The organism is Xylanimonas protaetiae (genome assembly GCF_004135385.1).
GTDB classification, from domain to species: domain Bacteria; phylum Actinomycetota; class Actinomycetes; order Actinomycetales; family Cellulomonadaceae; genus Xylanimonas; species Xylanimonas protaetiae.
On the sequence record NZ_CP035493.1, the window covers coordinates 3,625,225 to 3,648,096 of the forward strand.

General features: G+C 75.2%; 22 protein-coding genes. 9 read left to right on the forward strand and 13 right to left on the reverse strand.

What is annotated here, in order from left to right; translation table 11 throughout:
- Positions 1 to 106: 106 nt before the first annotated feature.
- The 4 genes from ET471_RS16855 to ET471_RS16870 form a co-directional block, all read right to left on the reverse strand.
- Positions 107 to 1,213: a hypothetical protein gene (locus tag ET471_RS16855; RefSeq protein ID WP_129190226.1), complete on the reverse strand. Its 1,107-nt coding sequence runs from the start codon at positions 1,211 to 1,213 to the stop codon at positions 107 to 109.
- Positions 1,210 to 1,815 (reverse strand): ABC transporter ATP-binding protein, encoded by a 606-nt coding sequence (locus tag ET471_RS16860; RefSeq protein WP_129190228.1) that lies wholly within the window; start codon positions 1,813 to 1,815, stop codon positions 1,210 to 1,212. Before ET471_RS16860 ends, ET471_RS16855 begins: the two co-directional genes overlap by 4 nt.
- A gap of 4 nt (positions 1,816 to 1,819) precedes the next feature.
- Complete coding sequence (locus ET471_RS16865) at positions 1,820 to 2,821, reverse strand: peptidoglycan-binding domain-containing protein (RefSeq protein ID WP_129190230.1); 1,002 nt, start codon at positions 2,819 to 2,821, stop codon at positions 1,820 to 1,822.
- A 161-nt stretch (positions 2,822 to 2,982) separates the two neighbouring features.
- Positions 2,983 to 3,645 (reverse strand): hypothetical protein, encoded by a 663-nt coding sequence (locus ET471_RS16870; protein WP_129190232.1) that lies wholly within the window; start codon positions 3,643 to 3,645, stop codon positions 2,983 to 2,985.
- 384 nt (positions 3,646 to 4,029) lie between these two features.
- On the opposite strand from ET471_RS16870, the gene ET471_RS16875 reads away from it, so the two are divergent.
- Positions 4,030 to 4,782, forward strand: a complete 753-nt coding sequence (locus ET471_RS16875; RefSeq protein ID WP_129190234.1) for a maleylpyruvate isomerase N-terminal domain-containing protein — start codon at positions 4,030 to 4,032, stop codon at positions 4,780 to 4,782.
- Between the two features lie 93 nt (positions 4,783 to 4,875).
- The gene (locus ET471_RS16880) at positions 4,876 to 6,018 is read left to right on the forward strand and encodes a ScyD/ScyE family protein (RefSeq protein ID WP_129190236.1); all 1,143 of its coding nucleotides are present in this window, start codon (positions 4,876 to 4,878) and stop codon (positions 6,016 to 6,018) included.
- Positions 6,019 to 6,084: 66 nt separating this feature from the next.
- Here the strand turns inward: ET471_RS16880 and ET471_RS16885 are convergent, their stop codons facing one another.
- Genes ET471_RS16885 through ET471_RS16895 form a run of 3 tightly spaced genes read right to left on the reverse strand, consistent with a single transcriptional unit; the run spans position 6,085 to position 9,457 of the window.
- Positions 6,085 to 6,924, reverse strand: a complete 840-nt coding sequence (locus ET471_RS16885; RefSeq protein WP_129190238.1) for a transglutaminase family protein — start codon at positions 6,922 to 6,924, stop codon at positions 6,085 to 6,087.
- Positions 6,921 to 7,853, reverse strand: coding sequence for an alpha-E domain-containing protein (locus tag ET471_RS16890; RefSeq protein WP_129190240.1), 933 nt, complete (start codon positions 7,851 to 7,853; stop codon positions 6,921 to 6,923). Before ET471_RS16890 ends, ET471_RS16885 begins: the two co-directional genes overlap by 4 nt.
- Entirely contained in the window at positions 7,847 to 9,457 is a 1,611-nt protein-coding gene (locus ET471_RS16895) for a circularly permuted type 2 ATP-grasp protein (RefSeq protein WP_129190242.1), read from the reverse strand. The genes ET471_RS16890 and ET471_RS16895 overlap by 7 nt, the downstream gene beginning before the upstream one ends.
- A gap of 324 nt (positions 9,458 to 9,781) precedes the next feature.
- Here ET471_RS16895 and ET471_RS16900 point away from each other — a divergent pair, with 324 nt between their 5' ends.
- On the forward strand, positions 9,782 to 10,159 hold the full coding sequence (locus ET471_RS16900) for a type II toxin-antitoxin system PemK/MazF family toxin (protein WP_425356563.1): 378 nt from the start codon (positions 9,782 to 9,784) through the stop codon (positions 10,157 to 10,159).
- Positions 10,160 to 10,352: 193 nt separating this feature from the next.
- Complete coding sequence (gene rpsT / locus ET471_RS16905; protein ID WP_129190247.1) at positions 10,353 to 10,613, forward strand: 30S ribosomal protein S20; 261 nt, start codon at positions 10,353 to 10,355, stop codon at positions 10,611 to 10,613.
- Between the two features lie 167 nt (positions 10,614 to 10,780).
- Here the strand turns inward: rpsT and holA are convergent, their stop codons facing one another.
- The 3 genes from holA to ET471_RS19040 all read right to left on the reverse strand — a co-directional run bounded on the left by holA (position 10,781) and on the right by ET471_RS19040 (position 15,526).
- Positions 10,781 to 11,809, reverse strand: a complete 1,029-nt coding sequence (gene holA / locus ET471_RS16910; protein ID WP_129190249.1) for a DNA polymerase III subunit delta — start codon at positions 11,807 to 11,809, stop codon at positions 10,781 to 10,783.
- 100 nt (positions 11,810 to 11,909) lie between these two features.
- Positions 11,910 to 14,492, reverse strand: a complete 2,583-nt coding sequence (locus tag ET471_RS16915; protein WP_129190251.1) for a ComEC/Rec2 family competence protein — start codon at positions 14,490 to 14,492, stop codon at positions 11,910 to 11,912.
- Positions 14,489 to 15,526 (reverse strand): ComEA family DNA-binding protein, encoded by a 1,038-nt coding sequence (locus ET471_RS19040; RefSeq protein WP_342586055.1) that lies wholly within the window; start codon positions 15,524 to 15,526, stop codon positions 14,489 to 14,491. Before ET471_RS19040 ends, ET471_RS16915 begins: the two co-directional genes overlap by 4 nt.
- Positions 15,527 to 15,738: 212 nt before the next feature.
- Between ET471_RS19040 and ET471_RS16925 the strand changes: the two genes are divergently transcribed.
- Genes ET471_RS16925 through ET471_RS16940 form a run of 4 tightly spaced genes read left to right on the forward strand, consistent with a single transcriptional unit; the run spans position 15,739 to position 19,544 of the window.
- Entirely contained in the window at positions 15,739 to 16,020 is a 282-nt protein-coding gene (locus ET471_RS16925) for a hypothetical protein (RefSeq protein WP_129190253.1), read from the forward strand.
- Complete coding sequence (locus ET471_RS16930) at positions 16,017 to 16,850, forward strand: hypothetical protein (RefSeq protein ID WP_129190255.1); 834 nt, start codon at positions 16,017 to 16,019, stop codon at positions 16,848 to 16,850. Before ET471_RS16925 ends, ET471_RS16930 begins: the two co-directional genes overlap by 4 nt.
- A gap of 10 nt (positions 16,851 to 16,860) precedes the next feature.
- Entirely contained in the window at positions 16,861 to 18,795 is a 1,935-nt protein-coding gene (locus ET471_RS16935; protein ID WP_129190257.1) for a fumarate reductase/succinate dehydrogenase flavoprotein subunit, read from the forward strand.
- A complete protein-coding gene (locus ET471_RS16940) occupies positions 18,792 to 19,544 on the forward strand; it encodes a succinate dehydrogenase/fumarate reductase iron-sulfur subunit (protein ID WP_129190259.1) in 753 nt (250 codons plus the stop codon). Before ET471_RS16935 ends, ET471_RS16940 begins: the two co-directional genes overlap by 4 nt.
- 7 nt (positions 19,545 to 19,551) lie before the next feature.
- Here ET471_RS16940 and ET471_RS16945 read toward each other — a convergent pair whose 3' ends face one another.
- Entirely contained in the window at positions 19,552 to 20,469 is a 918-nt protein-coding gene (locus tag ET471_RS16945; protein WP_129190261.1) for a DegV family protein, read from the reverse strand.
- Positions 20,470 to 20,546: 77 nt separating this feature from the next.
- Between ET471_RS16945 and ET471_RS16950 the strand changes: the two genes are divergently transcribed.
- A complete protein-coding gene (locus ET471_RS16950; protein WP_129190263.1) occupies positions 20,547 to 22,376 on the forward strand; it encodes a helicase HerA-like domain-containing protein in 1,830 nt (609 codons plus the stop codon).
- 65 nt (positions 22,377 to 22,441) lie between these two features.
- Here ET471_RS16950 and ET471_RS16955 read toward each other — a convergent pair whose 3' ends face one another.
- On the reverse strand, positions 22,442 to 22,666 hold the full coding sequence (locus ET471_RS16955) for a type B 50S ribosomal protein L31 (RefSeq protein WP_129190265.1): 225 nt from the start codon (positions 22,664 to 22,666) through the stop codon (positions 22,442 to 22,444).
- A gap of 1 nt (position 22,667) precedes the next feature.
- Complete coding sequence (rpmG, locus tag ET471_RS16960; protein WP_129190267.1) at positions 22,668 to 22,832, reverse strand: 50S ribosomal protein L33; 165 nt, start codon at positions 22,830 to 22,832, stop codon at positions 22,668 to 22,670.
- Positions 22,833 to 22,872: the final 40 nt, after the last annotated feature.

The following is a 22,872-nucleotide window of genomic DNA, read 5'->3' on the forward strand; positions in this document are numbered from 1 at the left end:
GTGCGACGTGCTGGACTGCGACGCGGCCGGCGCCCGCGTGCCCGGAGCGCCCGTGCGCCGGCAGGCGCCGTCATGAGGCGGGCTGACATCGCCGGAACCACGAGGGTCAGCGTTGCCTGAAATGCCGGAAGAGGTGCCTCTCGCGGAGGGTGCAGGTGGTCGCGAGCGTGGCGAGGTGCGCGGTGACAAGGGCCAGGATGGTGGTGCGAAGCGCGGGGGCGAAGGCGGTCCAGGCAGGGTCGGGGTTCGCCCAGACCGACGCCGCCCAGGCGGCGGGGACGACGACGATGTTCGCCGTGAGCGTCCAGGCGAGGGTCTCGGCCTGGAGCTGGGCGAGCATCGAGGGCTTGTCGATCCCGGCGTGCAGCGCGGAGGCGAGCTCGAGCCGGCGGCTCCGTACGAGGGTGACCGCGAGTGCGGCGGTCAGGACGACAGCGGCCGCGGTCAGCGGCCACAGGGGCAGCGCGGCGAACCGTGCCGATGCGTCGAAGGCGCGCCCGGCGGTGGCGTTGAGCTGGACGACCTGGGGGGCGTCGCGCCGGCCGCCGTCCAGGACCGGGGCGTCGGCGGAGAGCATCAGCAGGGTGATCGCCGCGGGGTTCTCGGGCCACACCTCGGCCCAGCAGGAGTCGAACCGGCCCGTTGCGGGCACGGGTGCGAGCAGCGTGTAGGCGAGCGCGGGCATGCGCCCGTCCGCGGGGTAGGGGTAGACGCCGGCGACCTGGATGTCGTGGCCGGAGCCGTCGCCCCGCAGCACGTGCACCGTGTCCGTGCTGCGGCCGACCACGTCGGCCAGGTCCTCGGCGATCCACACCCCGCCCGGTGCATGGTGCGGTCCGGTCGTGACGCCGAGGAGGCGTCCCAGCCCGGGTGTGACCTCGAAGGTCTCCACGGGGGTGGAGGGCAGCACCGCGAGCCGGGTCGCTGCGGTCGCACGCACGGCTCCCGAGGAGACGATGCCACCAGATCCGGCGAGGGCGTCGCACTGGGCGCCGTCGATCGCTCCCGCGAGCTGGACGATCTGCACCGACGAACCCTGGGCGCGCCACGCGTACGCCTGCTGGGCAACGTCCGCGACGCCCCGGACCTGCGCGACCGTGGTGACGCCGACCACGGCGGCGAACGCGACGAGGGCGATCAGCGCACGCGTGGTCCCTGTCGTGACGTTGCGGGCGGCCTCGCGCAGCACTTCACGCCATCGGACGGCGGTCATGCCGGGACCCGCCGCAGGTCCACGACCCGTGAGCACGCGTCGCGGGTGTCCGCGTCGTGCGTGGCGACGACGACGATCGTCTCGGCCATCGCAAGCTCGCCCAGGACCCGGTTCACGGTCGCGGCGGCGGTGGGGCCGAGCTGGGCTGTCGGCTCGTCGACGAGGAGCAACGACGGGGCCTTCGCCACGGCCCGGGCCAGCATGAGGCGCTGCGCCTCCCCACCGGACAGTGCGGCGAAGGGCCGAGAGGCGACCGCCGCCAGCCCGAAGCGTTCCATGATCGCGAGGGCGTGACGGTCGGCGTCGGCGCGCCCGGCGCCGCGGGCGAGGAGCGGCAGCGTGACGTGGTCGAGCGCGGTTCGGCGGGCGACGCCGTGCGAGTTCTGGAACACCCATCCGACCGACGTGACACCCGCCCACGTCACGGTCCCGGCGGCTGGTCGCTCCCACCGGGCGATCAGGGACAGCAGCGTCGACTTGCCCGACCCGGACGGGCCGGTCAGCGCCACCAGGTCGCCCGCCCGGAGGTCCAGGTCGAGGCCGCGGAACAGCACCCCCGTGCCGGGGAAGGAGTGCGACAGGCCGCGCAGCGTCACCGGCATCCGGTCACCTGCACGCCGGCGGCGCGACGGGTGCCACCTGCACGCGGGCGGGGAGCGGCTCGGCCGTCACATGCGTGTGCCCGAACTGGGACGCGACGATCCGCACCGGCGTCGGCACACCGTCCGCGACCACGCACCCGGCCGAGCCGACCACGTCGAACAGCGCCGACGCCGGGACGGCCACGACGGGTCGCGGCTCGGCGAGGCGCACGGTGACCGGCACCGTGCCCAGCCCCGTCGTCGCCCACTGCTGGAACGTCCCCAGCTCCCCGAAGGCCGCCAGGAACGCGCGCTCGATCACGACGCCGTCCGCCGGCACCGGGGCAGCGACCTCGGTCCCAGGGATCATGGCCACCCACTCCCCTGCCCACTGCCCGTCGTCCGCGCCGTCCGGCACGGCAAGCGTCAGCGTCTCGAGACGCCCGCCGACCGTGAGCGCCGGCTCGTCGGCGTTCACCGTCGCACCCACGCGCGCGGGGCAGCCCGTGACCGTCATCGCCGGCTCCGGGAGCCAGATCACCTGGCCGAGCGGCAGCGTCGCCTGTCGCTGCCCGCCGCCGGCCCGTGCCCAGAGGTCACGTACGGCGGACACGGTCGACGCGGCGAGCCGGCCGTCCTCGGACACGCCGGCACCGAGACGGTTCAGCTCCTGCTGGAGGGCCAGGACGTCGTCGCCACGAGCACCCTGCGCGAGATCCCGCCAGAACGGGGTAGCGGCATGGAGGGCGAGCACCGGGCGCCCGTCGACGACGAACGGGGTCGTGCCCGACTCCAGCACGCCACCCGGAACGCACGCGGTCCCCCGAAGAACCCCGCCCGCGGGCCAGCCCATCGTCACCTCGGGACTCACCTCGGGGATCCCCGAGACGGCCTGCTGCCCCGTGTGCTCCTGGACCGTCACAGCCACGTCCCCGAGCACGGCACCCTCGGGGTCCGCCCACGCGGGCGCCGGGGTCGGAGCCGCGACGAGCACGACCGCCGCTCCGAGACCGAGCCCGGCGGCCACGCACAGGGCCCCTGCTCTCCATCGACGTGTCATTACCTGCCTCACTCACTGCCGTGCTGTCCAAGTGCCGTGCTCTACGCCGTGCCGAGGGTCCGTCCGGCACTCCCACGCGGCCTCGCTCTCGTTGAGGTCGACACCCCGGGCGGCAGCCGTGGGACCGGCTAGTCGTTGAGCCATTCCGTCGCCGTGCCGTTCGCGAGATCGAAACGGTGGTCGACGCGGCACGCTGTCACCTCGTGGCTCAACCACTCGACACCTCCGGGCAGCACCGCCTCGCGTTCGCGCTGAAACGCCCGGACATGTTCTTGCTCGTCCGGAGACGTGACGAGGAAAGGTCGCTCGAACTCCCTGAAGTCCTGGCCCGAGAAGCCCTCCGGAACAAGACCGTTCCGGACGAGGCAACGCGCGGTCAGCACCTCCTCGGCCTCGCCCGCAGGATTCGCATACATCGCCTGTCCGAGCTCGTTCAGCGCGTCGATACCGAGCCACTCGATCTGACAGCTGAACCCGTTGTCCTGCATCTCCTGCGTGTACACCACGTGCGAGGGACTCGACTCGTTCGCGAACGGCCAGCCGTCCCGATCGCTCCAGGTGGAGTACCCGAGCCCGTGGCCCGCGAGGCACGTCGTGAACCCCGAGACCGCCTCGCGCGCCTCCGCGATCGTCACGACGCCGTCTTCCATCACGCTCCGCACGAAGGGCGACGTCTCGTGATCGTCCAGGATCGCCTGAACCCTGACGGGCCACGGGCTCGCGCCGGCCTCGTCGCCGCCCGCGGAGCACCCCCCGAGAGCGAGCGACCCGGTCGCGGCCATGACGAGCACCGCCGAACGCCTCCTCCCGCCGGACGTGCCCCGACCACGAGAGACACGGCGAACCCGATGGTCCCGCCGGGCGTCCGTCGACTCCGGCACGGCTAGAACCCGCGACCTTCGACGCCACGAGAGATGATCGTCGTCCCCGAAGGACGCGTGGCACGAGAGTCATGTGGGGCCCGGCCCCAGGTTCCTCGGTTCGTCATCGGCGACGTAACAAGCCTTCTCATCCTGACTCCTATGTCATCGTGAACCACCCCGATCACGATAAGAGGGCCTTCCGGCCGCTCTCGTTCTTTGACAGAGCGATGGCGGGCATGTGATCGTCGAGATCGATCTCGATCGCCGCTGCCCACGGTGTTGTGCCACCGACGTCGCCGCTAGCGTGCGGTCATGACGCCCGACGCGTACCTCGCGCAGCTCGCACGCCTCCAGTCCGCCTTCGCGGCGCTCGCTGCCGACGTCGACCCCGAGGCCGTCGTCCCAGGGCTGGACGGCTGGCGGGTCCGCGAGCTCGTCGCGCACCTGGCCGGCGTCCACCGCTGGGCCGCAGGGATGGCCGAGGGCGACCCGACCCGCGACCAGGAACCCGGCGTCGGCGCGCTCGACGCGCCCGAGCTCGCGGCGCTCTACGCCGAGCACGCCGCCGACCTGCGGGCCACGCTCGCCGCCGTCGGGCCCGACGGCGCGGCGCTCACGCTCGTCGGCCCCGGGGCCGCGTCGTTCTGGTTCCGCCGCCAGGTGCACGAGACCCTCGTCCACCTCGGCGACCTCGCCGCGGCCCGCGCCGGGGCCTGGACGCCGGACGTGCTCGACGGCGTCGTCGACCTCGAGCCCGAGGTCTGGGCCGACGGCGTCGACGAGGTCGTGACCATGTTCGAGCCGCGGCAGGTGCGCCTGGGCCGCATCGCGCCGCTCGCCCGGCTCGTCGCGCTGCGCGACGCCGACGGCGCGGCACGGTGGGTGCTCGGGGCCCACGAGGACGGCCGGGACCCGGCCGGCTCCCCCGCCGCGACCGTCACGGGCGACGCGCGCGCCCTCGACCTCGTCCTGTGGCGCCGCGTCTCCCCGGCCGCAGCGGGTGTCACCGTCGACGGCGACGCCGCCGCGCTCGACGCGGCGCTCGCCGCGGGAATCACCCCCTGAGACTCCGGCCGGGTGTCACGGCCGCGCTCCTGCTCCCTCTCTACTGCGCGGTGCCCGCGACCGGCGCGGGCGCACGAGGAACACGGGAGCATCATGCGTACCAGAACACCTCGCGCCGTGACCGCGGTCGCGGCGGCAGTCCTCCTCACCGTCGGCACGGGCGCCGCGGCGTCGGCGCACGACGACCACGGCAAGCACGGCCAGCACGGCGGCAGCGGTGTCACCACCGTCGCCTCCGGCCTCGACAACCCGCGCGGCCTGACGGTCGCCCCCGACGGCACGATCTACGTGGCCGAGGCCGGCCGCGGCGGCGACGCGCCGTGCTTCGAAGGGCCCGAGGGCGGCTCCGTCTGCTTCGGCGACAGCGGCGCCATCACGCGCGTGCGCCACGGGCAGCAGGCCCGCGTCGTCACGGGCCTGCCCTCGCTCGGCGGCCAGGGCGACGGCGCCCAGGCCATCGGCCCGTCCGACGTCGTCGTCGCGCACGGGCGCCTCGCGTTCACGGTCGGGCTCGGCAACCCGCCGGCGACGATCGCCCAGCTGCCGCCGCTCGCCGCGAAGCGGTCGGCCTCCCTGCTGGTCCAGCAGGGCCGCGGCGTCTCGCGCGTCGCGGACCTCGCCACGTACGAGGCCACGGCCGACCCCGACGGCGCCGGCCCCGACACCAACCCCAACTCGCTCGTCGCGAACGGCAACGGGTACGTCGCCGTCGACGCGGGCGGCAACTCGCTGCTGTCCGTCGACCCGCGGGGCCGCGTGCGGACCCTCGCGACGTTCCCGATCCGCATGGTCGACGCCCCGCCCGAGCTCGGGCTGCCCCCGGGGACGCAGCTCCCGATGGACGCCGTCCCGACGTCGGTCACGCGCGGGCCCGACGGCGCCTACTACGTCGGGCAGCTCACCGGGTTCCCCTTCCCGAACGGCGGGGCGAACGTCTACCGGGTGGTGCCCGGCCAGGCGCCGACGGTGTACGCGTCGGGCTTCACGAACGTCATCGACCTCGGCTTCGGCCCCGACGGGAGGCTGTACGTCCTGGAGATCACGCAGAACGGGCTGCTCTCGGGCGACCTCAGCGGCGCGCTGCTGCGCGTCGGGCGCAACGGCACCGCCCAGCCGGTCGCCACGCCCGCGCTGACCGCCCCGGGCGGCCTCACGTTCGACAAGCGCGCGGCCTACGTGTCCGACTGCAGCGTGTGCGCCGGGACGGGCTCGGTGCTGCGGATCCCGCTCGGCTGACAGGCAGGGGCCTCGCCCGGCACCCGTGCCGGGCGAGGCCCGCCCGCCCGTCGCTGGCGGCGTCGCTCACCCGATCCGGGTGATCTGCACCTCGACCTCCAGGGCGCTCGGCCCCGGCCCGGCGTACACGCCCTTGAGGGGCGGCACGTCGCCGTACTCGCGCCCGCGGGCGACGACGACGTGATCGGTGCTGACGAACCGGCGGTTGGTGGGGTCGTACCCCGTCCACGTGCCGGTCCAGAACTCCAGCCAGGCGTGCGAGTCGCCCAGCACCGTCTCCCCCACCGGGGCGTCGCCGCGCGGGTGCAGGTAGCCCGACACGTACCGCGCCGGGATGCCGACGCTGCGCAGCGCCCCGATGGCCAGGTGCGCCATGTCCTGGCACACGCCCTTGCGGGCCGCCCAGGCCTCGCTCGCCGGGGTGTGCACGGCGGTCACGCCCGGCACGTACTCGAGCCGGTCGCGCACCGCGAGGCACACCGCCTCGGCCGCGGCCGTGGGGGCCAGCCCGCCCGCCGCCTCCAGCGCGAGCGCCGCGACGTCGTCGGGCACGTCCGTGGTGGCGGTCGGGGCGAGGAACGCGGCGTGGGCGTCGAGGACGGACTCGCCGCCGATGTCGGCCCAGGACCACGCCAGCGCCGGTGCCGGCGCGGGGCCCCGCTCGACGACGGACTCGGCCACGATGGTCAGCCGCTCGTGCGAGCTGAGCATCTCGAACGACGTGACGGCCGTGCCCCAGTAGTCGACGTACTCGTCGGTCCAGGTGTGGGGCTGCACGTCGACCCGGGCGCTGCGCACGCGCTGGCGCTCGTCGTCGACCGGGCGCATGCGCGCCTCGTTGTAGGAGGCGCGCACGGGGCCGCCGTAGTCGAACGTCGTCGTGTGGACCACCCGCAGCACGCTCACAACGCCTCCCCCACCCAGGCCGTCGTGGCGGCGGCCGGGAAGTACCTGTCCTTGACGGCGTCGCTGGCCCGCGCGCACGCGAGCTGGACGCGCTCCAGCACCTCGGGCAGCCGCTCGAGGAGGTCCTCGAGACGGGCGTACTCGAGCTCCGTGCGCACGATGCCGAGCTCGCGCCGGGCCTCGTCGCCAGCGCCCCGGCCCGCCTCGGCGGGCTCGAGGTCGCGCAGCGCGGCGTCAGCCTGCGTGAGCGCCGCGACGATCGAGCGCGGGAACAGCGGGTCGCGCAGCAGGAACCCGGCCGCCCGGTCGTCGTCGGCGCGGCCGCGGTAGGCGCGCAGGAACGCCTCGTGCGCGCCGCACGAGCGCAGCAACGTCGTCCAGCCAGGGCCCGCCGCGCCGAGCCGGGCCTGCGTGGTGACCAGGCGGGCCGTCATGTCGGCCCGCTCGATCGAGCGGCCCAGGATCATGAAGTGCCACGTCGCGTCGCGGCTCGTGGCCGAGTCCATGATCCCGGCGACGACGGCGGCACGCTGGCGCACCCACGCGAAGAAGTCGTGCGGGATGAGCGACGGCGCCATCGTCGAGACCTCGTTGCGCGTGGTGTTGAGGCACTCCCACAGCTCGGTCGAGACGATCTCGCGCGCCCGGCGGGCGTTCTCGCGCGCCGCGACGAGCGCGCCCGCGATCGACGACGGGTTGACGCGGTCGCGGGCCAGCAGGCGCACCACGAGGTCGCGGTCGACGAGCTCCTCGGCGGGCGGCGCCGGGTGGTCCATGATCGCGAGCAGCGAGCGGCAGGCGATCTGCTCCTCGGCGAACGGGTCCTCGGAGAGGCGCTGGACGTGGACGTCGAGGATGCGCGCCGTGTCGTCGGCGCGCTCCACGTACCGGCCGATCCAGAACAGCGACTCGGCGATGCGGCTCAGCACGTGACGGCTCCCGTCGGCTCGATGGCGGTCTGCTGCTGCTGTTGCTGCTGGCTCGTGCGGACGTCGGCCGGGTTGGTGGTCAGCGGCACGCCGGCCACGGTGACGCCCGCGGGGTGGGCGGCCCGGCCCGACGGCGTCGCGCCGGCCTCGGCCACGCCGCGGCGGGCGCGCGGCCGCCCCTCGACCACCCAGGTGTCCTTGGACCCGCCGCCCTGCGAGCTGTTGACGACGAGCTGCCCCTCGGGCAGCGCGACACGCGTCAGGCCGCCGGGCAGCACCCAGACGTCGTGGCCGTCGTTCACGGCGAAGGGCCGCAGGTCGATGTGCCGCGGGCGGAACCCGCCGTCGACGAACGTGGGCGCCGTCGAGAGCTGGATCACCGGCTGGGCGATCCAGCCGCGCGGGTCGGCGACGAGGCGGGTGCGCAGCGCGTCGAGCTCGCCGCGCGACGCCGCGGGCCCGACGACGATGCCCTTGCCGCCCGAGCCGTCGACGGGCTTGACCACGAGCTCGTCGAGCCGGTCGAGCACCTCGGCCAGCGCCTCGGGCTCCTGGAGCCGCCACGTGTCGACGTTCTTGAGGAGGGGCTCCTCGCCGAGGTAGTAGCGCACGAGCTCGGGCACGTAGGTGTAGACGAGCTTGTCGTCGGCGACGCCGTTGCCGATCGCGTTGGCCAGCGTCACCTGCCCCCGCCGGGCGCAGCCGACGAGGCCAGGCACGCCCAGCACCGAGTCGGCCCGGAACTGGACCGGGTCGAGGAAGTCGTCGTCGACGCGGCGGTAGATGACGTCGACCCGGCGCGACCCCTCGGTGGTGCGCATGAACACGCGCCCGGCGGAGCAGAACAGGTCGCGGCCCTCGACGAGCTCGACGCCCATGAGCCGCGCCAGCAGCGCGTGCTCGTAGTACGCCGAGTTGTACACGCCCGGCGTGAGCACGACGACGGTCGGCTCCGGCACGCCCTCGGGCGCCGCCGCCACGAGCGCCGCCAGCAGCCGCTGCGGGTAGTCGACGACGGGCCGCACCCGCATGGAGGAGAACAGCTCGGGGAACGAGCGCACCATCGCCTGCCGGTTGGACACCACGTAGCTCACGCCCGACGGGACGCGCACGTTGTCCTCCAGCACCCGGTACTCGCCGCGCTCGTCGCGCACGACGTCGATGCCGGACACGTGGCAGCGCACCCCGTTGGGCGGCTCGATGCCGTGGGCCGCACGCTTGAACTCCGCGCTCGACAGGATCAGCCGCAGCGGCACGACGCCGTCCTTGACCGCCTGCTGCGGGCCGTACACGTCGGCGAGGAACGCCTCCAGAGCGCGGACCCGCTGCGAGACGCCGCGCGCCACGGTGTCCCACTCCGCCGGCTCGATGACGCGCGGGACGACGTCGAGCGGGAAGGGACGCTCCTCGCCCGCGAAGTCGAAGGTCACGCCCTGGGCCAGGTACGAGCGGGCGAGCGCGTCGGCCCGTCCGGCCACCTCGGAGGCCGTGAGGCTCGCGAGCGTGCCGTGCACCGGCGCGTAGCGAGGCCGCACGCCGCGGTCACGGTCGAGCATCTCGTCGTAGGCCGCGCCGAGCGGGTAGTCGTCGAACAGGTCCGCCATGGCCGCACGGTACGGCCTGGTCTGTGGCGGGCGGGTTCCGATGGTGTTTCCGTCTCATGACGGCGCGGCGGCGGGGGTCGGGACGGGGCGGCCGGGCCAGAGGACGGGCCGCCCCGTAGGCTGTGGCGCGTGGCGAGTCGATGGGTGAACCTGCTGGTGGACGCTGCGCGCGCGGTCGTGGCGAGCAGCCGTCCGCGCGCGTCCCGGACCCCGGGCGGCCCGTCCGGGACCCCAGGCGCATCTCGGGCCCCGGGGGCACGGACCCCGGGGGCATCGCACGAGACGGGGGCGGCGGGCGGCTATCCGGGCGACTACCGCGGGCGCGTGCGGGCCCAGTACGACCCGCACCCGGACGGCAACCCGGACCCCGGCGAGATCGTGTGGACGTGGGTGCCGTACGAGGAGGACCACCGCCAGGGCAAGGACCGGCCCGTGCTCCTCGTGGGGCGCGACGGGCAGTGGCTGCTCGCGCTCCAGCTCACCTCGAAGGACCACGACCGCGACGTGCAGCAGGAGGCCCGCGCGGGCCGGTACTGGATGGACATCGGCACCGGGCCGTGGGACAAGCAGGGGCGCCCGAGCGAGATCCGGCTCAACCGCGTGATCCGCGTCGCACCCCAGGCCGTGCGGCGCGAGGGGGCGGTCATGTCGAAGGCTCTCTTCGCGCAGGTCACGGCCGCGATGGCGAAGGCCCTGGGCTGAGACCCGCGGCTTCGAGCCCGCTCGGAGCCTCTGGTATCGTTGGTGGCTGCGTGTCCGCCCAGGTCGGCGGGCACCGCCGCATCTCCTCTCCAAGGGTTCCCCACCCCCAGTCCCGGAGCTGCGGCCGCCCTCTACGACCTATCCGCTCGTGCTGTCAGCTGGCTGGCAGGCGAACACACCAGAAAGTCCACCAGTGGCAAACATCAAGTCCCAGATCAAGCGCATCAAGACGAACGAGAAGGCTCGTCTGCGCAACAAGGCCGTCAAGTCGGAGCTGAAGACGTACGTGCGCCGCGTGCGCGAGGCCGTCGCCACCGGCGACAAGGAGGCCGCGACCGCTGCCGCCGCCGCCGCGTCGCGCAAGCTCGACAAGGCTGTCTCGAAGGGCGTCATCCACGCGAACCAGGCCGCGAACCGCAAGTCGGCCGTCGCGAAGCTGGTCAACGCTCTCTGAGCTGAGACCGCCCGGGCCGTCCAGGCCTGAACGAACGTCGAGGGCGCCGCTCCCCCACCACGGGGAGCGGCGCCCTTCGTCCTCCCCGGGTCCCGCCGCACGGTGGCGGCTGGTCTCGGCGTGAGGCCCGCTGCGCGTGCCGTCGTCACCAGGGCGACGTCCTGGGGTCAGCGGCGACCCGACGGCCGGACCGTGCGCGCGATCGTGAGCACGGCCTTCTCGACGGCGAACACCGGGTCGCGGCCCTCGCCCTTGACCTCGGCGTCGGCCTGCGCGACGGCGCTGATCGCGGTCGCGAGGCCCTCCGGGGTCCAGCGCTGCAGGTCGCGCTGGGCGTTGCGCACCTGCCAGTCCTGCAGGCCCAGCTCGCGCGCGGTGACGGCGCCGCCGCGCAGCGCGGCCACCTTGGCGAGGGTCCGCAGGCGCATGGCCAGCGCCGCGACGAGCGGCACGGGGTCGGCACCCGTGTCCAGCGCGTGCCGCAGCAGGGCGACCGCACCGCCGGCGTCCCCGGCGACGGCGGCGTCGGCCACCTTGAAACCGGTGGCCTCGACCCGGCCGCCGTAGTAGCGGTCGACGACGCCTGCGCTGATCGTGCCGGAGGTGTCGGCGACGAGCTGCGACACGGCGGAGGCGAGCTCGCGCAGGTCGGTGCCGAGCGCGTCGACGAGGGCCCGCACGGCCTCGGGCTCGGCGCGACGCCGGGCGGTGCGGAGCTCGCGCGCGACGAACTCGGCCTTGTCGGCGTCGCGCGTGACGGCGTCGCACTGGAGGACGGGCGACCCGGACGCGACGATCGCGTCGAGCATCTTCTTGCCACGCTGCCCGCTGCCGTGCACGACGACGACGGTGGTCTCCGGGTCCGGGCGCGCGACGTGGTCGAGCAGGTCGGCGTACAGCTCGTCGGTGCCGGCGTCGGCGGCCGTGACCACGACGATCTTGGCCTCGCCGAACAGCGACGGGCTGGCCGCGACCTGGAGCTGGCCCGCGCCGTAGGTGGTGCCGTCGAGCTCGACCTTCTCGGTCTCGGGGTCCCGCTCCCGGGCCAGGCCCACGAGCCCGTCGACGGCCCGCTCGCGCAGCAGGTCCTCCGGGCCGCGCACCAGCACGACGGGCGCGAGCGTGGGCTCGTCCCAGGCGCGGACGTTGCCTGCGGGCTTGCGGGCGCCGGCGCGGGCGCGGGTGGCGGGAGGCACGCGCCCACTCTGCCACGGGCCGCCGACGCTCTCGGCAGCCCGACGCTCCGCGGCCCCGCCCACGTGCCCCCGCCGACGTGCCCCGGTCGGCACCCAGGAGTCAGCGGACGCACGCGAGCGACGTCCTCCCGCCTCGCACCACGAGCACCGCGGACCCGCACTCGTCCGTCCGCACGACCGTGGACCCGACGCCCGCATACAGGTCGAGCATGCGGTCGGTCGGGTGCCCGTAGGTGTTCCCCTCCCCCACGCTCACGAGCGCGACCCGCGGGCGCAGCAGCCGGGCGAGCCCGGGCGACTGCGACGCCGAGCCGTGGTGCGCCACCTTGACGACGTCGACGCCGTCGAGCACGCCGGGCGGACCACCCGCCTCCAGCGAGGCGAGCAGCGCGTCCTGCCCGGGCTGCTCCAGGTCGCCCAGCGCGACGACGTCGAGCGTGCCACCGGGGCCGGACGCGACGAGCTCGAGCGACAGGCTGGCGTCGTTGACGCCGTCGCCCTCGACAGAGCCGCCGGTCCCGGCGCTGCTGGTCCTCGTGGTGCCGAGCCCCGTACCGCCGGTGCCCGTACCGCCGGCGCCCGCGCTGCCGCCGCCGACGAGGCCCGTTCCGAGCACGTGCCACTCGACCCGCCAGCCGCCCTCGCCGAGCACGCCGGCGTCGCCGGGTGCGGGCACCTGCACGGTCACGCCGACGCGCTCGAGCGCCTCGACCGTCCGGCGCGCCTGCCCGGCGGGCTCGTGCAACGGCGACCCCCAGGCCGCGCGCACCTCGCGGCCGGCCAGGACGGCGGGCAGCCCGCCGACGTGGTCGGCGTGGAAGTGGCTGAGCACCAGCAGGTCCACGCGCGTGACACCGAGCCGGTCCAGGCAACGGTCGGCGGCGTCGCCGTCGGGGCCGACGTCGACGACGACGGCGGCCGCGGGGCCGGTGCGCACCACGAGCCCGTCGCCCTGCCCCACGTCGCAGGCGACCACCTGCCAGTCGGCGGGGACGTCCCCGGCGTGGGGGACCGCGCGCACGGCCACGGTCGTGACGACGACCACGGCCGTCAGCGCGGCGAGGACGGCGCCGAGCGCGCGCCTGCGGTCGCGACGGCTCGGCGTCCCGTGCCGGAACCGCACCAGGGCGGCCCGGCCCGAGGCGTGCGCGGTGCGCCACCGCCGCCGCGCGAGGTCCGTCCAGGCGTGGGGCCAGCCCTCGCCGGGCGGGCGCCGCAGCACCAGCGCCACGCCCACGACCGTCAGGACGCCGAGCGCCGTCGCCCCGAGGACGCCGCCCGGCCACGGCACGGCCGCCCCGGGCAGGCATGCGCACCAGCGCGCGACGGCCGCGATCCACCAGGTGGCGCAGCCCGCCAGCCAGGCCAGCGCGTGCGCGGCGAACGGCCACCACGGGGCGGTGACGGTCGCCGCGAGCCCGAGCAGCGTCGCCGGCACGACCGCCGGGGCCGCGAGCAGGTTCGCCGGCACCGACGTCGTCGGCAGGGCGGGCGAGAGGAGCACGAGCACGGGACCGCACGCCGCCTGCGCCGCGAACGGCACGGCGAGCGCGAACGCGGCCGTGCGCCCGACCCACGGCGTCAGGCGCCGGACCACCGGCGGGGCGAGCAGCACCAGCCCCGCGGTCGCCGCGCAGGAGAGCGCGAACCCGAAGGAGCGCGACAGCCACGGGTCCACGCCCAGCAGCACGACCGCGCACGCCGCGAGCGACGGCACCGAGAGCGCCGGCCTCCCCCACGTGACGCCCAGCAGCATCACGGCCGCCATCGCCGCGGCGCGCAGCACGCTGGGGTCCGGGCGCACGAGCAGCACGAACGCGGCGGCGACCACCGCCACTACGAGCACCCCCACCGGGCGCGGCGCGCGCACCGTGCCGGCCAGCGCCGTCACGAGCGCGAGCACGATCGCGAAGTGCCCGCCCGAGACGGCGGTGAGGTGCGTCAGGCCGGTCGCCCGGAACGCGGCGGCGAGGTCGGGCGGCAGGCGCGAGGTGTCGCCCACGGCGATGCCGGGGACGAGACCCCGCGCCTGCGGCGACAGGTCGGCCGTCACGTCGAGCAGCGCGGACCGCATCGCGGTGGTCGCGGCGACGACCGCCGGCGGCGCCCGCACGAGCTCGGTGCTCCCGGTGCTCGCCCGCGCGGCCTCGGCGGCGCCGTCGTCGGTCGGGGCGAGCCGGGTGTGGACGACGACGCGTGCCCCGTACGGCGGCGCCTCGTCCGTCGAGGTCACCTCCACGCGCGCCCGGACCGTGGACGTCACCGCGCGGGCTCGCACCGTGTCGGCGGCGAGCACCCACGTCTCACCGGACCCGAAGGCGCCCGGCCGGCCGTCGTCGGCGACGCGCCCGGACAGGACGACGTCCGCCCTCTGCGCGGCGAGCGCCTCGACAACGGACCGCCCGGCGGCGTGGACCTGCACCGACAGCCCGACCCCGGCGACGCACGCGAGCGCGAGGGCGACGTGCGCAGCACCGGCGCCTCGCGCAGGCCGGCCGGCGGAGCGCTCGCTCCCGGCCGGCCGCCGCGAGCGATGCTCGCCGAGGGCGGCCGTCGCGGCCGCGACGAGGCACGCACCGACCGCGAGCGCGACCGCGGGCCACGCCCACGCCGTCTCCCGCGTGAGCACCCACGCCGCCGCCCAGGCCGCGAGCGCCGCGGGCACGAGCCGGAGGTCGGTCACACGGTCACCAGGTCGCGGACCTTGGCGAGCATCGCGGGGCCGATGCCCGCCACCTCGTCCAGCTCGTCGACGGACGCGAACGGGCCGTTGTCGGTGCGCCACGCGACGATGCGCGCGGCGAGCGCCGGGCCGATCCCCGGGAGGGTGTCGAGGGCGGCCTCGTCGGCGGTGTTGAGGTCGACGAGCCCTGCGCCGCGCCCGCCCGCGCCGGACGGCTCGCCGGTACCGCCGTCGGGCGGGGCCGCCGCGGCGACGACCTCGCCGGGGGCCGGCACGCGTACCTGCTCCCCGTCGACGACGGGTCGGGCGAGGTTGATCGCGCCGAGCTCCGCACCGTCGGTCGCTCCGCCGGCGGCCGCCACGGCGTCGAAGACGCGTGACCCCGCGGGCAGCGTGACGAGGCCCGGGCTCTGCACCTGCCCGACGACGTCGACGACGACGAGCGCCGACGGTGTCGGTGACGCCGCGGGCTCGGGCAGCGGCGCCTGGGGCGCGGCGGAGGCGTCGGCCACCGGGGCGAGCGCCACCGCGTCCACGTCCTGGTGCGGCCAGGACGCCACCACCGCGAGCGCGGCGGCGAGCACCAGCACGGCCCCGACGGCGACGAGCGCGGTCCGCGGGCGCAGGGCCCAGCGTTGCCCGCCCACGGCGTCGAGCTCCTCCTCGGAGCCGCCCGCAACGTGGCCGTGCATCGCCGCGTACGCCGTCGCGGCCTGCCGCGCCGCGCTCGTCGCTGCCCGCCGGTCGCGCAGCCGGTCCCGGAGGTCGTCGGCCAGGGCGGAGGTGCTGTCGGGCGGGGCGCCGCGGTCGGCGTCGAGGCGGGGCGTTGCCGCGTCGCCGCGCGCCGTCGCGTCGTCCGTGCCGGCGAGCGCCGGGGTGCCACCGCCGTCGGCGACCCCGACGCCGGTCGAGACGTCGGTGCTGGGTGCCACCGCGACGGGCGGCTCGGCGCCGACGGAGCGCGCCGCGCGCAGCCGGCTCACGGCCGCGGTGAGCGGCTCGGTCTCGGGCTCGGTCCACCTGTCCTGGTTCACGGCCGCGACGCTAGGAGGCGGCCGCGTGCGGGCCGGTCCGCTCTGGGACGGCCCTGTGCACAACTCACCGGTGGGACCGCCGGGGGTCGGCGTCCGACCGAGGACCTTGCTCGACACGCGACGCCCCACGCTTGCCACCCGAGGGCGCCCACCGCAGAATCGATCGTGACGCACGTCACACCGTTGCGACGTGCGCGCGGAGGAGGTGCCGCGTGACGACGACCGAGCTTGCGACGCTGCGTCGCACGATCGACCAGCTGCGCCACAGCGTCGCCGGGGTGCGCGACGCGTTCGGCGACGCGCCCGAGGTGCGCCGCCTGGTGAACGACCTCGAACGCCTCGAGATCGACGTCGGTGACCTCGCGTCGGCCATCCCCCGGCCCGCGAGCCCGGCGCCGGAGATCGTCGTGGTGCCCGACACGCCGCTGGACTCCTCGATGTGGGGCGACGCCGACGACGAGGGCGTGGGCGGCTACCACGGCGCCCGGTCGTGACGACTGTCGCGGGCCCACGACGCGGCGTCGACCAACGCGGCGTCGACGCCCCGGGGCGTGCCACCGTCGGCGCGCGGACGCTGCGCACGGACCGCTGGTGGCTGCCGCCCGCGACGACCACCATCGGCCTGCTGGTCTTCCTCGTGTACGGCGGGGTGCGGGCGTTCCAGCAGCAGTACTTCTTCGCCGACGAGCGCTACCTCACGCCGTTCTACTCCCCGTGCGTCTCGCACGGGTGCGCGTCGGAGCCGGGCTCGTCGCACTTCGGGATGTTCCTGCCGGACCACCCGCTGATCCCGTACGCGGCACTGACCCTGCCGTTCCTGCTGCTCTTCCGGCTGACCTGCTACTACTACCGCAAGGCGTACTACCGGTCGGTCGTGCTCGCGCCGGCGGCGTGCGCGGTCCCGGAGCCGCACGCCTCGTACCACGGTGAGACGCGCTTCCCCCTGGTCCTCCAGAACGCGCACCGGTACTTCTTCTACCTGACGCTGGTCGTCTCGCTGGTCAACACGTACGACGCGATCCGGGCGTTCTGGCACCCGACGGACGGGTTCGTCGTCGGCGTCGGCAACCTCGTCCTGCTGGGCAACGTCACGCTGCTGTGGCTGTACACGCTGTCGTGCCACTCGTGCCGGCACGTGATGGGCGGGCGGCTCAAGCACTTCTCGCGGCACCCGGTGCGGTACGCGCTGTGGACCAGGATCTCGGCGCTCAACACCCGGCACTCGCGGTTCGCGTGGATCACGCTCGGGTCGCTGATCCTCACCGACCTGTACGTGATGCTCGTCGCCCGCGGCGCGATCACCGACCTCCGCTTCCTCGGATAAGGAGCCCGCGTTGACCGAGACCGAACGGTACGAGTACGACGTCGTCGTCATCGGCGCGGGCGGCGCCGGGCTGCGTGCCGCCATCGCGGCGCGCGAGCGCGGGCTGCGGGTGGCGATCGTGTGCAAGTCGCTGTTCGGCAAGGCGCACACCGTCATGGCCGAGGGTGGGTGCGCGGCCGCGATGGGCAACGTCGCGGCGAAGGACTCCTGGCAGGTGCACTTCCGGGACACGATGCGCGGCGGCAAGTTCCTCAACAGCTGGCGGATGGCGGAGCTGCACGCCAAGGAGGCGCCCGACCGCGTCTGGGAGCTCGAGACGTGGGGCGCGCTGTTCGACCGGACGCCGGACGGCCGGATCAGCCAGCGCAACTTCGGCGGGCACACGTACCCGCGGCTCGCGCACGTGGGCGACCGGACGGGGCTCGAGCTGCTGCGGACCCTGCAGCAGCGCATCGTCGCGCTCCAGCAGGCCGACCACGCCGAGACGGGCGACTACGAGGCCCGCCTGCGCGTGTTCGCCGAGTGCACCGTGACCGAGCTGCTCACCGCCGAGGACGGCGCCGTCGCGGGCGCGTTCGGGTACTGGCGGGAGTCGGGCCGGTTCATCGTGTTCGAGGCCCCCGCCGTCGTGCTGGCGACGGGCGGCATCGGCAAGTCGTTCAAGGTGACGTCGAACTCGTGGGAGTACACGGGCGACGGCCACGCGCTCGCGATGCGGGCCGGGGCCGGGCTCGTCGACATGGAGTTCGTGCAGTTCCACCCGACGGGCATGGTCTGGCCGCCGAGCGTCAAGGGCATCCTCGTGACCGAGAGCGTGCGCGGCGACGGCGGCGTGCTCAAGAACGCCGCCGGCGACCGGTTCATGTTCGGGTACGTCCCGGAGGTGTTCCAGGGCCTCTACGCGGAGTCGGAGGACGAGGCGGACCGCTGGTACGCCGACCAGGACGCCAACCGCCGCACCCCCGACCTGCTGCCGCGCGACGAGGTGGCGCGCGCGATCAACACCGAGGTCAAGGAGGGCCGCGGCTCCGAGCACGGCGGCGTGTTCCTCGACATCGCGAGCCGCATGCCCGCCGAGGAGATCAGGCGCCGCCTGCCGTCGATGTACCACCAGTTCAAGGAGCTGGCCGACGTGGACATCACCGCGGAGCAGATGGAGGTCGGCCCGACGTGCCACTACGTCATGGGCGGCGTCGGCGTCGACCCGGACACCGGGCAGTCGAGCGTGGCCGGGCTGTTCGCGGCCGGCGAGTGCGCGGGCGGGATGCACGGGTCCAACCGGCTGGGCGGCAACTCGCTGTCCGACCTGCTGGTGTTCGGGCGCCGCGCCGGCCTCGGGGCCGCCGACTACGTCGCCAGCCTCGGGCAGCGGCCCGCGATCGACGAGGCCGACGTCGACGCCGCCGCGACGACGGCCCTGGCGCCCTTCGACCCCCCGGCGTCGGGCGAGGCGGGCGAGAACCCGTACACGCTGCACGCCGAGCTGCAGCAGATGATGAACGACCTCGTCGGCATCATCCGCACCGAGGCCGAGATGACGCAGGCGCTCGCACGCCTCGCGGAGCTGCGCGCCCGGCTGCGGCACGTCGTCGTCGAGGGGCACCGGCAGTACAACCCGGGCTGGCACCTCGCGCTCGACCTGCGCAACATGCTCATGGTCTCCGAGGCCGTGGCGACGTCGGCGCTCACCCGCACCGAGAGCCGCGGCGGCCACACGCGCGACGACCACCCGGCGCTCGATCCGGAGTGGCGCCACCGGGTGCTCGTGTCCCGCTGCGTGCGCGACGGCGGCGACGACGACGCCGTCGTGCCGCGGGTCGCCGTCGAGGCCGCCGAGCGGGAGCCGATGCGCGAGGACCTGCTCGCGCTGTTCGACGTCGAGGAGCTCAGGAAGTACTACACGGCGGGCGAGCTGGCCGGCCTCACGCGGGGAGGCCCGGCATGAGCTACGACGCCCGGCTCCGGGTGTGGCGCGGCGACGCCGACGGCGGCGCGCTCCAGGACTACCGGGTCGAGGTGCACGACGGCGAGGTGGTGCTCGACGTCGTCCACCGGCTCCAGGCCACGCAGGCGCCGGACCTCGCGGTGCGGTGGAACTGCAAGGCGGGCAAGTGCGGGTCGTGCTCGGCGGAGGTCAACGGCCGGCCGCGGCTCCTGTGCATGACGCAGATGGCCGGCTTCGAGCCCGACGAGCCCGTCACGATCACGCCCCTGCGGACCTTTCCCGTGATCCGCGACCTGGTCACGGACGTGTCGTTCAACTACGCCAAGGCACGCGAGATCCCGTCGTTCGCGCCGCCGCCCGATCTCGCGCCCGGCGAGTACCGCATGGCGCAGGTCGACGTCGAGCGGTCGCAGGAGTTCCGCAAGTGCATCGAGTGCTTCCTGTGCCAGGACGTCTGCCACGTCCTGCGGGACCACGAGGAGAACAAGGCCGCCTACGCCGGCCCGCGCTTCCTCATGCGCGTCGCGGAGCTCGAGATGCACCCGCTCGACGTCGCCGACCGCGTCGACGCCGTCCAGGACGAGCACGGGCTGGGGCGCTGCAACATCACGAAGTGCTGCACCGAGGTGTGCCCCGAGGGCATCAGGATCACGGACAACGCGCTCATCCCGATGAAGGAGCGCGTCGCGGACCGCAGGTACGACCCGCTGGTCTGGCTGGGCCGGACGATCTCGCGCCGCCGGGACTGAGCCCGGCTCAGTGCTCGTGGCGTCCGAGCTCCGCGACGACGACGGCCAGCGCGCCCGGCCCGGCGTGCGTGCCCAGCACCGCGCTCACGGGCGTGACGACCGGGGTCACGTTGAGCACCTCGGCCAGCCTGCCCGCGGCGGCCGCCGCGCGCTCCGGCGCCCCGAGGTGGTGCACGGCGACGCCGGGCCGCTCCATCGTCGCGGCGTGCGCCACCGCGAGCGCGAGCATCCGGTCGAGCGCCGCCGCCCGCGTCCGCACGCGCTGCACCAGGGTCACCTGCCCGTCGACGATCTCGAGGATGGGCCGCACCCCGAGCGCCGCGCCGAGCGCGGCCGCCCCCGCCGACAGCCGCCCGCCGCGGCGCAGGTGGTCGAGCGAGTCGACGAGGAACAGGCAGCGGCTCGACGCCGCGACCTCGCGGGCGCGCGCGGCCACGTGGACGGCGTCCGCCCCGGCCTGCGCGCACGACGACGCCGCCAGCGCCGCGAAGCCCAGGGCCATCGCGGCCGTGCGCGAGTCGACGGCCCGCACGGGCACCATGGCCCGCTGCCCGGCGTGCGCCGCGGCGGTGACCGTGCCCGAGACGTCGCCCGACAGGTGCACCGACACGATCGCGCGCGCGCCCTCGGCGGCCAGGCCGCGGTAGACGTCCGCGAAGTCCTCCGGCGCGGGCTGCGACGTCGTCAGCCGCTGCCCGGCCCCGATGCGGCGGGCCACCTCCGCCGGCGTGATGTCGACGCCCTCGCGCCGCGTCCCGTCCGGGGTCAGCACCTGCAGCGGCACGACGACGGGACCGCCGTCGGCGGCGCCCGCCTCGGGCAGGCACGCCGTCGAGTCGGTGACGACACGCACCGCGGGGCGCGCGGCGTCCGCCGGGGTGACGGGCCTGGGCCGGGGGCGGGGCTTCGGGATGGTGAGGCGCATGGCACCGCCACCCTAGCCGCCGCGCCACGGGCCCTCCGCCTGGTGCGGCGCGTGCCGGCCCGCGCTAGGTTGCCGCCATGTCTGCGACCTCCCCCACGCCCGCCGAGCTCGCCGCCCTCCGCGCCGCCGCCGCGCAGGCCGCGGCCGAGGCGGCGGAGGCCAAGGCAGCAGCGGCCCAGGCCGCGCTCGACGCCGCGGAGGCGGCCGCGGCGCCGGCGCCCGCGTCGACCCCGCCCCTCGACGCGGCGGCGCCTCCCGCGCCCGCCACCGGCTACGCCGCCGAGGTGGCCGCCGCCTACGCCTACGGCGGCGGCACGCTCCCTCTCGGCGCGCTCCTCGAGGGCGAGCCGGGCGCCACCCCGGCCCCCAACCCCGCCGCCCAGGTCGGGTTCGCGCTGCGGATGCTCAACCGCCACGGGCTCGTCGCGGGCGCGACCGGCACGGGCAAGACCAAGACGCTCCAGGGCATGGCCGAGGGCCTCTCGCTCGCGGGCGTCCCGGTGTTCCTCGCGGACGTCAAGGGCGACCTGTCGGGCCTCGCCGTGCCGGGCGCGACGAACGACGCGATCGTCGCCCGCGCGGCGAGCATCGGCCAGGCGTGGTCGTCCACGCAGTACCCGGTCGAGTTCTACTCGCTGGGCGGCCTGGGCAAGGGCGTCCCGGTCCGCACCACGGTCACCGACTTCGGCCCGCTGCTGCTGAGCAAGGTGCTGGGCCTCAACGAGACGCAGGAGTCGAGCCTGGGCCTCGTCTTCCACTGGGCCGACACGCAGGGCCTTGCGCTGCTCGACCTCAAGGACCTCCAGTCGACGATCGCGTACCTGGTCTCCGCCGAGGGCAAGGACGACCTCAAGGGCATCGGCGGGCTGTCCGCCGCGACGGCGGGCGTCATCCTGCGCGAGATCGTCGGCCTCCAGGCGCAGGGCGCCGACGTGTTCTTCGGCGAGCCGGCCTTCGCGACGTCGGACCTGCTGCGCGTCGCCCCGGACGGGAAGGGCGTCATCTCGGCGCTCGAGCTGCCGGCCGTCCAGGACCGCCCTGGGCTGTTCTCGACGTTCCTCATGTGGCTGCTCGCCGACCTGTTCCAGGAGCTGCCCGAGGTGGGTGACCCCGACAAGCCCCGCCTCGTGTTCTTCTTCGACGAAGCACATCTCTTGTTCACGGGAGCGAGCAAGGACTTCCTCACCCAGGTCACGCAGACGGTCCGGCTCATCCGGAGCAAGGGGGTCGGCGTCTTCTTCGTGACGCAGTCGCCCAAGGACGTGCCGGCCGACGTGCTCGCCCAGCTCGGCAACCGCGTCCAGCACGCGCTGCGCGCCTTCACGCCCGACGACGCGACCGCGCTGCGCCAGGCCGTGCGCACGTTCCCGCACTCCCCCTACGACCTCGAGCGGCTGCTCCAGTCGCTCGGCACGGGCGAGGCCGTGGTCACGGTCCTGTCCGAGAAGGGCGCCCCGACGCCCGTCGCGTGGACGCGCGTGCGCGCCCCGCAGGCGTCCATGGAGCCGGCCCCCGAGGGCGTGCTCGACGCCGTCGTCGCCGCGTCGCCCGGGCAGGCCCGGTACGGCACCGCCGTCGACAACGAGTCGGCGTTCGAGCTGCTCCAGGTGCGCGTCCAGAAGGAGGCCGCGGCGCGCGAGGCGGCGGACGCCGCCGAGGCGGCCGCGAAGGCGCAGGCCAAGGCCGACGCCGACGCCGCCAAGGAGCGCGAGCGCGCCGCGAAGAAGGAGGCGGACGAGCTCGAGAAGATGCGCGAGCGCCTCGAGCGCGACGCCGCCAAGCAGCGCACTGCACCGCGCGCCGCGCCGCGCCGGTCGGCGAGCCCGCTCGACGCCATCATGAAGACCGCCGGGAACACCCTGGTCCGCGAGATCACGCGCTCGATCTTCGGCACGCGCCGCCGCTGAACGGCCCGGACGCGCCGACGGCGCCGCACCCTGGTGGGGTGCGGCGCCGTCGGCGGCTCGGGGCGTCAGCGCGTCCCGTAGCGGCGGCGGAACTTCTCGACGCGGCCGGCCGTGTCGACGACGCGCGTGCCGCCGGTCCAGAACGGGTGGCTCGCCGCCGAGATCTCGACGTCGACGACGGGAACGTCGCCGCCGCGGCCGCCCAGCGTGGAGCGGGTCGCGAACGTGGTGCCGGTGCTCCGGTCGCGGAAGACGACGGGGCCGTAGGCGGGGTGGATGTCCTTGCGCATGTCAGCGCTCCTCACGGAAGTCGACGTGCCGGCGCACGACGGGGTCGAACTTGCGGATCGCCAGCCGGTCCGGGTCGTTCCGGCGGTTCTTGCGGGTCACGTAGGTGAACCCGGTGCCGGCCGTCGACCGGAGCCGGACGATCGGCCGCAGCTCGTTGCGGGCCATGGGAGCCTCCTCGTTGTTGAGAACCATTCCCATCAACGCG

What these genes read in the sequence shown, in the direction of transcription:
- ET471_RS16945 (WP_129190261.1), bottom strand. Translation starts at nt 20,469, where the DNA reads ATGCGCCTCACCATCCCGAAGCCCCGCCCCCGGCCCAGGCCCGTCACC.
- ET471_RS16860 (WP_129190228.1), bottom strand. Translation starts at nt 1,815, where the DNA reads ATGCCGGTGACGCTGCGCGGCCTGTCGCACTCCTTCCCCGGCACGGGG.
- ET471_RS16950 (WP_129190263.1), top strand. Translation starts at nt 20,547, where the DNA reads ATGTCTGCGACCTCCCCCACGCCCGCCGAGCTCGCCGCCCTCCGCGCC.
- ET471_RS16940 (WP_129190259.1), top strand. Translation starts at nt 18,792, where the DNA reads ATGAGCTACGACGCCCGGCTCCGGGTGTGGCGCGGCGACGCCGACGGC.
- ET471_RS16955 (WP_129190265.1), bottom strand. Translation starts at nt 22,666, where the DNA reads ATGCGCAAGGACATCCACCCCGCCTACGGCCCCGTCGTCTTCCGCGAC.
- ET471_RS16875 (WP_129190234.1), top strand. Translation starts at nt 4,030, where the DNA reads ATGACGCCCGACGCGTACCTCGCGCAGCTCGCACGCCTCCAGTCCGCC.
- rpmG (WP_129190267.1), bottom strand. Translation starts at nt 22,832, where the DNA reads ATGGCCCGCAACGAGCTGCGGCCGATCGTCCGGCTCCGGTCGACGGCC.
- ET471_RS16855 (WP_129190226.1), bottom strand. Translation starts at nt 1,213, where the DNA reads ATGACCGCCGTCCGATGGCGTGAAGTGCTGCGCGAGGCCGCCCGCAAC.
- ET471_RS16895 (WP_129190242.1), bottom strand. Translation starts at nt 9,457, where the DNA reads ATGGCGGACCTGTTCGACGACTACCCGCTCGGCGCGGCCTACGACGAG.
- ET471_RS16880 (WP_129190236.1), top strand. Translation starts at nt 4,876, where the DNA reads ATGCGTACCAGAACACCTCGCGCCGTGACCGCGGTCGCGGCGGCAGTC.